This is a genomic window from Aquiflexum sp., assembly GCF_041751335.1.
GTDB lineage: Bacteria > Bacteroidota > Bacteroidia > Cytophagales > Cyclobacteriaceae > Aquiflexum.
This window is the reverse complement of sequence record NZ_JBGSXS010000241.1, coordinates 1-12,317: the sequence shown is the minus strand read 5'-3', so window position 1 is coordinate 12,317 and position 12,317 is coordinate 1. Positions and strand designations below refer to the sequence as shown.

The window sequence follows — 12,317 nt, the reverse complement described above, 5'->3', positions numbered from 1 at the left end:
GCTTTGACTTTCGACCCGGGAGCGGGAAAGATTGATGAACTTCTTGCTTCCAAAATTGTATGGTTGGATGCTTTTATCACCAATGTGGATAGGACCTATAGAAATACAAATCTTTTGATTTGGAACAGGGAACTTTGGTTGATTGACCATGGGGCATCTTTTCTATTTCATCATTCATGGGACAATTGGGAAAAGCATGCTATAAGCCCATTTCTCATGATCAAAGACCATGTGCTTTTGCCACAAGCAACCCGATTGGATGATGCCGATCAAGAGTTCAAATCCAAACTAAATCAGGATTTGATCAGAACAATAGTACAACTGATACCTGAGGAATGGATTCTTGCATCCAGGGATGTGGAAGAGGCTGAAGATGGCAGATTGGTCTATGAAAAGTTTTTGACAATGCGCTTAGAAAATTCAGAGGTATTTGTGAAAGGAGCAAAAGATGCAAGGGAAACACTTATATGAATATGCTGTCATCCGTGCTGTGCCCAGGGTGGAAAGAGAAGAGTTTGTCAATGTGGGTGTAATGGTCTGTTGCAAAAAAACCAATGAGCTTTACTGTAAGTTTTCCTTAAATAAGGATAAGGTTTTAGCATTGGATAAAGAGGCCGACCTGACTTTGCATGATGCATATTTGCTTTCATTCAGGCAAGTCTGTAGCGGTGAGCCAAATGGAAGCCCGATAAGTTTACTCGATGCAGCTTCCCGATTTAGATGGTTGACTGCCCAGAGGAGTTCTATGATTCAGACATCTAGGCCCCATGTAGGTTTTGCTTATGATCTGAAGCAGGTAACTGATGATTTATTTGATAAGTTTGTTGTTTGATGCTAACACATCTTCTTTCTCCAATGGCAACTCAAAACTGAATACAGAACCTTTCCCCAGAATACTGCTGACAGATATTTTGCTTTTGTGACCTTCGAGAATATGCTTGACGATGGCAAGTCCCAGACCTGTTCCTCCCATTTCCCTGTTCCTGCTTTTATCCACCCTGTAGAACCTTTCAAAGATTCTTTTCAGGTCTTCCGGAGGGATACCTTTACCATTGTCTTTTACTTCAACGGTAATTTGGTTTTTATGGGCCTTGAGGGTTACATCTATTTCTCCGCCATCATTATTGTATTTGATGGAATTTGAAATCAGGTTTTGGCAAACCCTGAAGATTTTCTCCTTATCTGCAAAAGTCCTGTAGGTTTTTTCTTTGTCATAGTAAAAGCGGATCAACATATCCCTTTTGGATGCCTTGTGCTCCAGTTCTTCAATGACTTCATGCACGACTTCTTTTACATCAAAAGACTCAAAATGGAATTTGACCACTCCGCTTTCCATTTGGTTTAAGGTCAACATGTCCTGAACCAATTTGTCGAGGGCATTGAGGCTCTTTGCGGCACGTTTCAAAAACTTCAACCTTACCGATTTATCTTCGACTGCTCCATCCAAAAGGGTATGTATATATCCCTGTGCAGCAAAAATCGGTGTTTTGAGTTCGTGGGATATGTCTGCTATAAACTCCTTCCTGAATTCTGCATTTTTTTGAAGTGCCTCAATTTCTTTGTTTTTGGCCTGTGCATAGGAGTTGATGGTCCGATTGATTTTCCTGAGAGGAGAAATGGATAGCTTGTCCGACTTGTCGGGAATGTTGGAATAGTCCTTTTTCTGGATCTTTTCAAGCACCCCGTAGATATTGCTGATTTCATTGAAAATCAGAAACTCCAAGGTCACATTCATCAAAATATAAGAAACTGAAAATGAAATACCACCCGCTACTACCAAAAGGGTAGGGGTGGCATCATCCAAAAGCAGTAAAAACAATACCGTCAGGGCAGAAATAGCCAATGCCAAAACCAAAGAAATTCCCCTCGATGTGGTCAGCATATGATCAATTCAATTCGAATTTATAACCTACTCCCTTTACAGTAGTTATATAATCTTCGCCAATCTTTTCCCTTACTTTTCTGATATGTACATCCACAGTCCTTGCCAGTACAAATACATCAGCCCCCCAGATATTCTGCAAAAGATCATCTCTACTGAAAACCATATTAGGGTTTTTGGCCAGAAAATACAACAATTCGAATTCTTTTTTGGGAAGTGTAATAGTTTTACCGGCTTTGTCGATAGTATAGCTTGTCCTATCTATAGTTAAGTCTTTGATCTTGATTTGAGTGAATTCCTGTTCCTTTTTTGATTCCCTTCTAAATAGTGCCGCAATCCTGCTCATCAGAGCTCGAGGTTTGATGGGTTTGGTGATGTAATCATCAGCACCCACATCGAAAGCAGCCACTTCCGAGTACTCTTCTGACCTGGCAGTAAGGAAAATAATAAAAGTATTTTTAAGCTCTGGAATCTCGCGCATTTGCCGACAGGTCTCCACACCATCTTGATGGGGCATCATGATGTCAAGCAATATGACATCCGGTTGGAATTTGCCGGCGATCTTTACAGCCTTAATGCCATCTTCGGCAGTTTCTACCTCATAACCCTCTTTTTTGAGGTTATAGGTCAGGATTTCTACAATGTCAGGCTCATCGTCAACGACAAGTACCTTCACTTTTTGTTTATCACTCATTTAGATATAGCGAGTTTGGTTGCGCTAATGTGATGCTAAGTTAAAAAAAGACCTTACATAAATAGGTATTTGTTGAAGTGATGCCATCAAAAACAACATTAAATTTTTATTGGGGGAGCTAATGTTAATTAAATATTAACCCAAGGTAAATTAATTATTACGCAGACCTGATACCTCCATGATTTCCATATCAAGGGAACCGACCATCAGCTTTGCTTTTATTTTTAGGGGAATCTTATTTTTATCATCAGAAATCCAAACTGTCACAGGCCTTTCACCCCTGAATAATTTATTTTTTGGCATTATAGGGGAAAATACAAATGTATCAAAAGTTCCAATATTGGTACTGACAGATTCTTTGCCACCGTATATTAATTTTAAGTTATAAATTTCCTTGTCGAAAAATCCAGTCAGTGTAACGATTTCACCTTTTTTCAATTTTTTCAGGTCCATAGTCCTTAATAAATAGAATCCGCTGACAATATCCTGAACATTGGATGGTACGTTGTAGTCCTTGGTTTCTACCAGATTTTTGTTTTCGTGGTCATAAAGTCTGACATGTGCATTTTTTTTATTGTGGTCAAAAATCACCCTTTCATGTTTCCGGTACCTGCCTTCTTCAATATGTCTGTATGATTGATGTGGGATCATTTTGGCCGTATCTAGATAACTTCCCCAATTGTCATTGACTTTAAAAAGTTTGAAAACACCGAGAGTCTGACCAAAAACATCAATTTTGTAGGTAGGGCGACTATTGATTGAAGATATTTCTGAATTGACTACCATCTTGGCCTCAGCAGCATCAAAAAACATATAGCTGACCTTAAAGGTCAACTCCTCCCCACCTTGAAAAGCCATGTTTTTCTGTGCAAATGCTCCTGCAAGTCCAAGTAGAAAAAAAAATGTGACAACTACTGACTTTTTAAGATGTTTTTTCATTAATTTATGTTTTCAACTGTAAGCTTTTCAATTCTTATACCAATATTAGCAATATATTGAAGAAGCCTGATTTTGGGTGCCCGAAAGTAATACGTAATCCTTTTTGGAAGAGTTGGGTCTCCAATTATCTATCATTAATTTTAAATTATCAAATCAAAGAATAGTTAACATATAAATATGAGCGTGAACACAGAAAAACTCAAAGCCCTACAACTTACCATTGACAAGTTGGAAAAGACCTACGGTAAAGGTACCGTAATGAAATTAAGTGACAATACCGTACAGGATATTCCCGCTATTTCAACTGGATCATTGGGGTTGGATATGGCATTGGGTATTGGCGGTATACCAAGAGGAAGAGTAATTGAGATTTATGGCCCTGAATCATCAGGAAAAACAACCCTGTCCATGCATTGTATTGCTGAAGCCCAGAAAGCTGGAGGGTTGGCTGCATTTATAGATGCAGAACATGCTTTTGATAAAAATTACGCTGAGAAGTTGGGTATAGACATTGAGAATCTTTTGATTTCCCAACCGGATAATGGAGAACAAGCGCTTGAAATTGCAGAACATTTGATTAGGTCAGGTGCTATAGATATTATAGTCATTGATTCTGTGGCGGCCCTTGTTCCCAAAGGCGAACTGGAAGGGGAAATGGGAGATAGCAAAATGGGCCTTCAGGCAAGGTTGATGTCACAGGCCTTGAGAAAACTGACTGGTGCAATCAATAAGACAGGATGCTCCTGTATTTTTATCAATCAGTTGAGAGACAAAATCGGAGTGATGTTCGGAAGTCCTGAGACTACCACAGGTGGTAATGCGCTCAAATTTTATGCATCTGTAAGACTCGATATCCGCCGAATAGGCCAGATTAAAGAAGGTGCGGACAATATTCTTGGTAACAGGACCAAAGTCAAGGTTGTTAAAAATAAAGTAGCACCTCCATTTAAAGTAGTTGAATTTGATATCATGTATGGACAGGGGATCTCAAAAGTAGGTGAGATCATTGATATTGGGGTGGAATTTGAAATCATCAAAAAAGCCGGATCTTGGTTTTCCTATGAGGGAAATAAACTTGGACAGGGTAGGGATGCTGTAAAGACTCTTTTGCTGGACAATCCAGAACTGATGGAAGAACTTGAAATTAAGATAAAAGAAAGGGCTGGACTTGGGAAAAAGGCGGAAAAAGGAAAAGCATCAGAAAAAGGAAAAGCAATCGAAGAATAATACTGACTTGATACAAAAAGACCGGCTCTAAGGGCCGGTCTTTTTTTATGTCGCTCTGATGGCTTCTACTGGGTCAAGTCTTGCTGCCAATGTTGCGGGCACAATACCTGATACCACTCCAATGATAGAAGAAATACCCAATCCCAACATAATGTTCTTAAATGATAGTGCCAGTTCCAAAGAACCCAATTGAATAAATGTGAGGGAATAGACAATAAGAATTCCGGTCAGACCTCCAATTAAGCTAAGAAATACAGCTTCGAACAAAAACTGGAACAGAATGAAATAATTTTTTGCGCCTAGCGATTTTTGAATCCCAATTATACTGGTCCTTTCCTTTACTGAAACAAACATGATATTGGCGATCCCAAAACCTCCAACTAAAATCGAGAAACCTCCTATAACCCATCCAGCAGCACTAATAACATCAAATACCGAACCGATGGTGTTCATGATGAATTCAGATTTGTTGAGTGAAAAATTATCCTCTTGTGTGGGCTTTAATCCTCTTTTTGCCCTTAGTGCTCCGATCAGTTCATTTTCCAAAGCAACAAGTCCAATGTCATTCTCAAACCCTTTGACCGCAATATCTGGTTCAATGCCGTTTTTACCCACATAAAAAAGTTTGGTAAAGCTTCCAAATGGAATCATGCACGCTTCATCTTTGGATGCAACATCAAATAGGCCTTCTCCTTCTTCTTCAAAAATCCCAATTACAACAAACTTTCCACCTTTAATTTTCATTTCCTTACCCAATGGATCTTTTCCGGGGAATAAGGTATTTGCAATTTTGGTCCCTATGAGCGTGACATTTCGGGAAGCGTTGATTTCAGATTCTGTAAAAAACCTACCTGATTGTAGCGGTAAATCATACACATCTTGATATGTATAGGTGACTCCTGTCAGATTTGTTCCTTTATAAGAATTGCTTCCTGCCTGTACTATTGTATTTGCAGAAGCTGAAAATGAGATTGCCTCTGCATTTTTCAGTTTGTCTTTTAGAAATACAAATTCCGAATAGGTGTTATATGGCCTTCTAAAATATTTCCACCAAGGATAATCAGGTCCTCCGACCCATTGAAATCTACTGACATTGACTACATTGCTTCCCAGAAAGGTAAAACTGGATTTTATGTTTTTTTCAAGAGAATCCACCAATGTAAAAACAGCTATGATAGCAAAAATACCTACAGTTACTCCTAATAGAGACAAAATTGTCCGTGTGAGGTTGGACTTAAGTGCCTGCATTGCAAACCGTATACTTTCCCAGACTAATTTGATAAATACCACGACTAATATGTTGTTTTAAAACTAATTGGCAATATAAGTAGATTTCGGGATTTTTATTTTTAACTTTGCGGTTTTTAAATACTATTTGAACAACAATAAAAAGTATATCCTATTCATACCATATGAAGTTATCAGACTTTAAATTCGACGTCCCCAAAAAATTAATTTCCCTATACCCAGCAGCCAACAGAGACGAATCCCGTTTGATGGTTCTTCACAGAAAAACCGGCCAAATCGAACACCGACTCTTCAAAGATATCATAGAATACTTTGAAGAGGGAGATGTTTTTGTAATGAACAATACAAAGGTGTTTCCAGCGAGGCTATATGGAAATAAAGAAAAAACCGGAGCAAAGATTGAAGTTTTCCTTTTGAGGGAATTAAATCAAGATCTCAGGCTTTGGGATGTATTGGTAGATCCTGCCAGAAAAATCAGGGTTGGTAACAAACTTTATTTTGGCGACAGTGACCTTGTTGCAGAAGTAATTGACAACACTACTTCAAGAGGAAGGACGATCAGGTTTTTATTTGATGGTACAGACGAGGAATTTTACAAGACCATAGACACACTAGGTGAGACACCTATCCTGAAAGAGTTTATTGACAGAAAAGTTGAGGCTGAGGATAGAGAAAGGTATCAGACCATTTTCGCAAAACATGTCGGTGCAGTAGCTGCGCCAACAGCAGGATTGCATTTTACCCCGCATTTGTTGAAAAGATTGGAACTTAAAGGAATTGATATTTCCCCAATTACCTTGCATGTAGGCTTGGGTACTTTTAGACAGGTAGATGTTGAAGACTTGACCAAGCATAAAATGGATTCGGAGAATTATGACATTCCGGAAAAAACAGTTGAACTTGTGAACAAGGCATTGGATAATAAGAAAAGGGTTGTATCTGTGGGTACCACTTCTCTAAAGACCATTGAATCTTCTGTAACTGCCAATGGAAGATTGAAGGAAAGCAGTGGTTGGACGGACAAGTTTATTATTCCTCCCTATGAGTTCAAAATTGCCAATACACTCATCACCAATTTTCACCTGCCGGAATCTACCCTTTTGATGACCACATCTGCTTTTGGTGGATATGATCTCATCATGAAGGCATATCAGGAAGCGATTAAAGAAAAATACAGGTTCTTCTCATATGGGGATGCCATGTTGATTCTCTAAAAACATAAAGGGCTCGAAAGAGCCTTTTTTTATTCTTCATATTTTTTTCATCTTGAGTTGATATTCAATATAATTTATTCTATCATTTTTGTGTAATACATCAGAAAATGAAAAAATACGCTATAATTGTTGCCGGTGGGAGTGGTACAAGGATGGGTGCGGCCATCCCCAAGCAATATCTTGAAGTAGGAGGTCAGCCCATATTAATGCAGACCTTATCAGTATTTCACGAGACTGATTCTTCTATTAAACTGATTTTGGTAATCCCGGAATCTGATTTTTCACTTTGGAGTGAACTTTGCCTTAAATTCGGATTTCTTGTACCCCACAGGCTTGTAGCCGGAGGGAAAAGCCGATTTCAGTCTGTGAAAAATGGATTGGATGCCATTCCTGGTAATGGAGGTTTAGTAGCAATCCATGATGGTGTCAGACCTTTTGTACAACCAAAAGTGATTTTAGAGAGCTTTGAGAAGGCGGAAGAAATGGGTTCAGCCATTGCGGTCGTTGCATTGAAGGATTCCATTAGAAAGTTGACAGATGATGGCAGGTCATTTTTTCAGGAGAGGCAGTATTTCCGTTTGGTGCAGACCCCACAGACTTTTCAGGTTTCAAAAATTAAAAAAGCTTTTGAAACATCGGAACTGTATCATTTCACTGATGATGCCACTGTGTATGAACATCAGGGTTGGCAAGTATATTTGATCTCAGGGAATCCGGAAAATATCAAAATCACCACACCTGAGGATATGGAATATGCCTCATACCTTTTCCAGCAAAGAAATAAGTAACGCTATTCACCGACAGATACGGTGGATTCACCGAGTTTTTGGTAGGTATAGCCTAATTCAAAGTCATATCTTTTAGCTTATGTGATAGTTTTGACAGCATCAAAGCATTTATAAAACTTAAATCATAAAAAAATGGCAAAGCACAAATATTCACAAGGAAACAGCGATATCACAGCAGGGATTATCATTTTGATCATAGGATCTGTATTATTATTAAAAGCACTCGGTTTTTGGCTACCGGTGTGGTTTACCACATGGCCGATGATTTTGATAGCTGTCGGTATTGTTATTTTGGTCAAAAATAAGTTTCAGACCGGATTCGGTGTGTTTATGATTCTTTTTGGCGGGTTTTGGTTGATCCAAAGGAATTTCGGTTTCCCTTTTGAACTTCGTCCCTATTTGATTCCAGGTGGATTAATAATACTAGGCCTATACCTGATAGCAAAAAGGAATAGTGATAGAAACCGTTTCAATGAAGATTTTTTCGGATCTCTAGGACTAAAAGAAGATGATCTTTTAGGAACAAGCTCTGATGAAAACAAACAGGAGTATAAAAAAACCTACAAGAAAAATTATGCTTTTACAGATTCAAGTGATTTGGTCAATGCACAGGCTTTGTTCACTGGAATTGAGAGAAGAATCTTATCAAAGAACTTTAAAGGAGGGAAAACATCTGCGATTTTCGGAGGCACTGAGATTGACCTTTCTCAGGCAGATCTTGCACAAGGTGCTATGTTGAATGTAGAAGTGGCTTTTGGAGGTGTGAAGTTGATAGTACCATCTCATTGGGAACTACAGATCAATGTTTCCAATGTTTTTGCAGGAGTGGAAGACAAAAGAACTTACAGCCAAGTACCTGCCGACCCTACGAAAGTCTTGAAAATTTACGGATCGGTAATTTTCGGAGGATTGGAAATCAAGTCTTTCTAAAATAAACTAATTGTGATCAAAAAACTGATATCAATTCAAAATTTAGGTTGGCTAAAAGTCATGGCTACTGTCCTCATATGGATAGTGGCCATGACCTATTTGATCAATTCTTATGGTTTTGAATGGAGTTTGGCCCTATTGGATGTTACGGTTCATTCTGTTGTTTTGCTTTTGGGATTTGTCTTGTTGGAAAACATCTTCCGGTTTTATATTCCCCAAAAATCTCAGTGGTGGCTTGTTGTGGTTCTTCCTGTGATTTTTGTATTAATTGGAGTCATGTTATCTGAGTATTTGCTCAAGTTTTTGATAAGTAACCAATATGAATATCTTGAATTCGTCAGATATGTGCTGCCAATAAAAGGTACTTTTTTGTTTGTAATGTTTCTTTTTTGGTCAATTTTGTTGGTGTTTAATGGTCAAATTGAGGATCAAATAAAGTCAAAAGAAAGACAGGAAAAAGTCCAAGAGATGGCTAAAGAGGCCGAACTATATCATCTCAAACAACAATTGAAGCCCCATTTTCTATTTAACAGTCTCAATTCGATCAATGCCCTGATCAAAAGCCAACCGGAAAAGGCCAGGGAAATGGTGCTGAACTTAGCAGAATTTTTACGAGGGACTATCAAAAAAGATGATCAGAAATGGGTCAGTATTTCTGAGGAAAAAGAATATTTGAATCTGTTTCTGGATATCGAAAAAATACGATTTGGACATAGATTAAAAGTAGATATTCAAGTAGAAAGCGACTCTTTGGACATGAAAATCCCTCAATTGCTTGTACAGCCTTTATTGGAAAATGCGATTAAACATGGATTGTATGGTATGACGGGAAATGTATTTATCACAATGAATTTTTTTAAAGATGGCCAGTATCTGAAAATCACAATTACCAATCCATTTGATCCTGAATCAGCGCCTACAAAGGGGGCAGGATTTGGTTTAGAGGTTGTCAAAAGAAGGTTATATTTACTTTTTGGGAGGAATGATTTGTTGGCAACCGAACTATCTGGAAATATATTTATAGTAGATCTAAAAATCCCACAGCTTTATGGTGAAGGTATTGATCATAGATGACGAACCACTTGCAACCGAACTGGTAAGTGAATATTTGAGAGACTATCCCCAGTTTGAAACTCTAGGGATATGTCATAATGGGTTTGAAGGGCTGAAAGCCATTCATGAGATGAAACCCGACTTGATTTTTTTGGATGTACAGATGCCTAAACTCAATGGTTTCGAACTCTTGGAATTATTAGATCAGCCACCTGCTGTTATTTTTACAACAGCATTTGATGATTATGCGATGAAAGCTTTTGATGCACATGCAGTTGATTATCTTCTGAAGCCATTTTCTAAATCCCGGTTTGCAAAAGCGATAGAGAAATTTTTACAATTAGGAAATTATGCAGAAATAACTGATCTGATCAAGGATGGGAACACCATTAATTCAGAAACCGCCAATAGGGTTGTGCTCAAGGTAAAAAATGAAATTAAAATCATCCCTGTTAAGGACATCAAATATTTAGAAGCTAATGATGATTATGTAAACATTCACACTGCGGAAGGGAAATTTCTGAAAAATAAAACCCTTTCATTTTTTGAGAAAACTTTTGATCCACTACTATTTGTAAGGGTTCACCGATCTTACATTGTGAAAATCAATGAAATCCATAAATTGGAACCCTACGAAAAAGATGGGTATATCATCAAATTACGAGGAGGTGAGCAAATACCTGTAAGTAAATCAGGCTTGCCCAAACTAAGGTCAGTACTTGGGATATAAAAAAAAGCCCATAAAAGGGCTTTGATTAATATTCGTCTTCATTAAAGAAGAAGTCGTCTTTTGTAGGGTAATCAGGCCAGATTTCCTCAATATTTTCGTAAGGCTCCCCATCATCCTCTAACTCTTGGAGGTTTTCCACAACTTCTAGAGGAGCACCCGAACGTATGCCGTAATCGATCAATTCGTCTTTGGTTGCAGGCCATGGCGCATCCTCTAAATAGGATGCTAATTCTAATGTCCAATACATAGTTTCAGATTTAATTTTTGTTTTTCGTCCTTACGGCTTGCAAAAATAGAAATTGTTTTAATTTTTCAATTATTAACCTAATATTTATTTGAAAGTTCTTTCAAGATGTGGGTTTTCACATCTACTTTTCTTTTGAAAGCGCCGATTTTTCTTCTCAGCATTATTTCAAAATCCGGTTCATTAGTTCTAAAGTTTTCTGAATTCTCCTTTACAGTGTTCAATTCACTTTCATCTCTGTAAATCAGGTCTTTGAGAATGGAAGATTTGATTTTTTTCTGGTCAGTTATATCTTTTTTAGCGAAATCAGAATATTTGGAATTAGCCAATCTCTCCAAGAATAATTTTTCAAAAACCACCTCCGAAAAAAACATAAATGACCTATTGATCAGGTTTGCTTCTTTTGGTTTTCTTTGGGGAAGTTTCTTCCATTCAACTTGGAGTCTCTTGGCAGACGAGATGACATCGGGATTTGTTTCAGCTTTGGCCAATTTTTTCATTTCCTCGGTCATACTTTCCATTTTCTTAAGCAGTTCCCAAGGCTTCATCTGAGGACCTGATTCCATTGTCCTCCTGAACCTACTGAAGATTCTATTGTTCAATTTTGAAAACTCGTCCCACAAAGGCTGCCTTTTTTCAGCAGGCACTTTTCCGGCAGCCTTCCATTCTTTTTGAATTCTTTTCGAAATCTCAAAAGCTTTTTTTGCATCAGGGTTGTCAAATGCTTCCCTCGCCTGTATGACGAGTTGTTCGTAGATTTTGATGTTTTCCTCCGCTGCTAGCGCTAGTCCCTCAAAGAAGTTTTTTCTATTTTCAAAAAAAGTATCTACTGTCTTGTTAAAGGTTGATTCCATTTCCTCCTCAAATTCTTTTTCCACAGGACCTGTTTTGATCCATCGCATTTTGAGGTTTTTGAATTCTTCTGCTGTATTTTTCCAATCTGTATCATTCATGAGGGCTTCAGCTTCCAAGATTAAACCTCGCTTGATTTCGAGGTTTCTTTCCCTGTTCTTCTGAATGATTTCCTCAAGAAAAACCTGTACTTTTTCCAAGTCCTCAATCAAAGGGACAAAATCTCCCAAAGCATCATATTCCAATAAAGAATCTTTGAGGTGTATCAATTTCATCAGGAATGACCCCTTGTTCTGATTTTCTTCAATATCTTTTTTTAACGCTTCAATTTTTTCAATGAGCGTTGAAAATCTGTCCTCAAAATATTTGAGGGTGGACGATTCGTCTTCTTTTACTTCTCCAATCACCCTATCAGGCTGATTCAAAAATCCCTTGAGATAAACCTTGTTATCTTTAATGTACCCGTATGGATGCTCCATTTCGATTTAATAGGTTGGTGTGTGGTAGTCCCCTTTA

General features: G+C 38.0%; 14 protein-coding genes. 8 read left to right on the top strand and 6 right to left on the bottom strand.

The window, feature by feature from the left end:
- Positions 1 to 471, top strand: a 471-nt coding sequence (locus ACEW8U_RS13625) for a HipA family kinase (RefSeq protein ID WP_373522603.1), incomplete at its 5' end; no start/stop codon positions are given.
- Positions 449 to 832, top strand: coding sequence for a DUF3037 domain-containing protein (locus ACEW8U_RS13620; protein ID WP_373522602.1), 384 nt, complete (start codon positions 449 to 451; stop codon positions 830 to 832). The genes ACEW8U_RS13625 and ACEW8U_RS13620, both read left to right, overlap by 23 nt.
- Here ACEW8U_RS13620 and ACEW8U_RS13615 read toward each other — a convergent pair.
- The 3 genes from ACEW8U_RS13615 to ACEW8U_RS13605 all read right to left on the bottom strand — a co-directional run bounded on the left by ACEW8U_RS13615 (position 809) and on the right by ACEW8U_RS13605 (position 3,515).
- Complete coding sequence (locus ACEW8U_RS13615; RefSeq protein WP_373522601.1) at positions 809 to 1,882, bottom strand: sensor histidine kinase; 1,074 nt, start codon at positions 1,880 to 1,882, stop codon at positions 809 to 811. The genes ACEW8U_RS13620 and ACEW8U_RS13615 overlap by 24 nt on opposite strands.
- Before the next feature lie 4 nt (positions 1,883 to 1,886).
- The gene (locus tag ACEW8U_RS13610; RefSeq protein WP_373522600.1) at positions 1,887 to 2,576 is read right to left on the bottom strand and encodes a response regulator transcription factor; all 690 of its coding nucleotides are present in this window, start codon (positions 2,574 to 2,576) and stop codon (positions 1,887 to 1,889) included.
- 150 nt (positions 2,577 to 2,726) lie between these two features.
- Entirely contained in the window at positions 2,727 to 3,515 is a 789-nt protein-coding gene (locus ACEW8U_RS13605) for a DUF3108 domain-containing protein (RefSeq protein WP_373522599.1), read from the bottom strand.
- Between the two features lie 177 nt (positions 3,516 to 3,692).
- Between ACEW8U_RS13605 and recA the strand changes: the two genes are divergently transcribed.
- Entirely contained in the window at positions 3,693 to 4,742 is a 1,050-nt protein-coding gene (gene recA / locus ACEW8U_RS13600) for a recombinase RecA (RefSeq protein ID WP_373522598.1), read from the top strand.
- A 45-nt stretch (positions 4,743 to 4,787) separates the two neighbouring features.
- On the opposite strand, the gene ACEW8U_RS13595 is transcribed toward recA, so the two are convergent.
- The gene (locus ACEW8U_RS13595) at positions 4,788 to 6,032 is read right to left on the bottom strand and encodes an ABC transporter permease (protein WP_373522597.1); all 1,245 of its coding nucleotides are present in this window, start codon (positions 6,030 to 6,032) and stop codon (positions 4,788 to 4,790) included.
- A gap of 122 nt (positions 6,033 to 6,154) precedes the next feature.
- On the opposite strand from ACEW8U_RS13595, the gene queA reads away from it, so the two are divergent.
- The 5 genes from queA (at position 6,155) to ACEW8U_RS13570 (ending at position 10,705) form a co-directional block, all read left to right on the top strand.
- Complete coding sequence (gene queA / locus ACEW8U_RS13590) at positions 6,155 to 7,204, top strand: tRNA preQ1(34) S-adenosylmethionine ribosyltransferase-isomerase QueA (protein WP_373522596.1); 1,050 nt, start codon at positions 6,155 to 6,157, stop codon at positions 7,202 to 7,204.
- Positions 7,205 to 7,311: 107 nt separating this feature from the next.
- Positions 7,312 to 7,992, top strand: coding sequence for a 2-C-methyl-D-erythritol 4-phosphate cytidylyltransferase (locus ACEW8U_RS13585; RefSeq protein WP_373522595.1), 681 nt, complete (start codon positions 7,312 to 7,314; stop codon positions 7,990 to 7,992).
- Between the two features lie 132 nt (positions 7,993 to 8,124).
- Positions 8,125 to 8,922, top strand: coding sequence for a LiaI-LiaF-like domain-containing protein (locus tag ACEW8U_RS13580; protein WP_373522594.1), 798 nt, complete (start codon positions 8,125 to 8,127; stop codon positions 8,920 to 8,922).
- A 60-nt stretch (positions 8,923 to 8,982) separates the two neighbouring features.
- Entirely contained in the window at positions 8,983 to 9,996 is a 1,014-nt protein-coding gene (locus tag ACEW8U_RS13575) for a sensor histidine kinase (RefSeq protein WP_373522593.1), read from the top strand.
- Positions 9,971 to 10,705, top strand: a complete 735-nt coding sequence (locus ACEW8U_RS13570; protein WP_373522592.1) for a LytR/AlgR family response regulator transcription factor — start codon at positions 9,971 to 9,973, stop codon at positions 10,703 to 10,705. The genes ACEW8U_RS13575 and ACEW8U_RS13570 overlap by 26 nt, the downstream gene beginning before the upstream one ends.
- Before the next feature lie 25 nt (positions 10,706 to 10,730).
- On the opposite strand, the gene ACEW8U_RS13565 is transcribed toward ACEW8U_RS13570, so the two are convergent.
- Together ACEW8U_RS13565 and ACEW8U_RS13560 are read right to left on the bottom strand one after the other, a co-directional pair.
- Positions 10,731 to 10,952 carry a DUF2795 domain-containing protein gene (locus ACEW8U_RS13565; protein WP_226390688.1) on the bottom strand — a complete coding sequence of 74 codons (222 nt, stop codon included), beginning with the start codon at positions 10,950 to 10,952 and terminating at the stop codon, positions 10,731 to 10,733.
- A 77-nt stretch (positions 10,953 to 11,029) separates the two neighbouring features.
- A complete protein-coding gene (locus ACEW8U_RS13560) occupies positions 11,030 to 12,280 on the bottom strand; it encodes a DUF349 domain-containing protein (RefSeq protein ID WP_373522591.1) in 1,251 nt (416 codons plus the stop codon).
- Positions 12,281 to 12,317: the final 37 nt, after the last annotated feature.

Coding starts and splice junctions, on each gene's coding strand:
- ACEW8U_RS13620 (WP_373522602.1), top strand. CDS start 449: ATGCAAGGGAAACACTTATATGAATATGCTGTCATCCGTGCTGTGCCC.
- ACEW8U_RS13615 (WP_373522601.1), bottom strand. CDS start 1,882: ATGCTGACCACATCGAGGGGAATTTCTTTGGTTTTGGCATTGGCTATT.
- ACEW8U_RS13610 (WP_373522600.1), bottom strand. CDS start 2,576: ATGAGTGATAAACAAAAAGTGAAGGTACTTGTCGTTGACGATGAGCCT.
- ACEW8U_RS13605 (WP_373522599.1), bottom strand. CDS start 3,515: ATGAAAAAACATCTTAAAAAGTCAGTAGTTGTCACATTTTTTTTTCTA.
- recA (WP_373522598.1), top strand. CDS start 3,693: ATGAGCGTGAACACAGAAAAACTCAAAGCCCTACAACTTACCATTGAC.
- queA (WP_373522596.1), top strand. CDS start 6,155: ATGAAGTTATCAGACTTTAAATTCGACGTCCCCAAAAAATTAATTTCC.
- ACEW8U_RS13585 (WP_373522595.1), top strand. CDS start 7,312: ATGAAAAAATACGCTATAATTGTTGCCGGTGGGAGTGGTACAAGGATG.
- ACEW8U_RS13580 (WP_373522594.1), top strand. CDS start 8,125: ATGGCAAAGCACAAATATTCACAAGGAAACAGCGATATCACAGCAGGG.
- ACEW8U_RS13575 (WP_373522593.1), top strand. CDS start 8,983: ATGGCTACTGTCCTCATATGGATAGTGGCCATGACCTATTTGATCAAT.
- ACEW8U_RS13570 (WP_373522592.1), top strand. CDS start 9,971: ATGGTGAAGGTATTGATCATAGATGACGAACCACTTGCAACCGAACTG.
- ACEW8U_RS13565 (WP_226390688.1), bottom strand. CDS start 10,952: ATGTATTGGACATTAGAATTAGCATCCTATTTAGAGGATGCGCCATGG.
- ACEW8U_RS13560 (WP_373522591.1), bottom strand. CDS start 12,280: ATGGAGCATCCATACGGGTACATTAAAGATAACAAGGTTTATCTCAAG.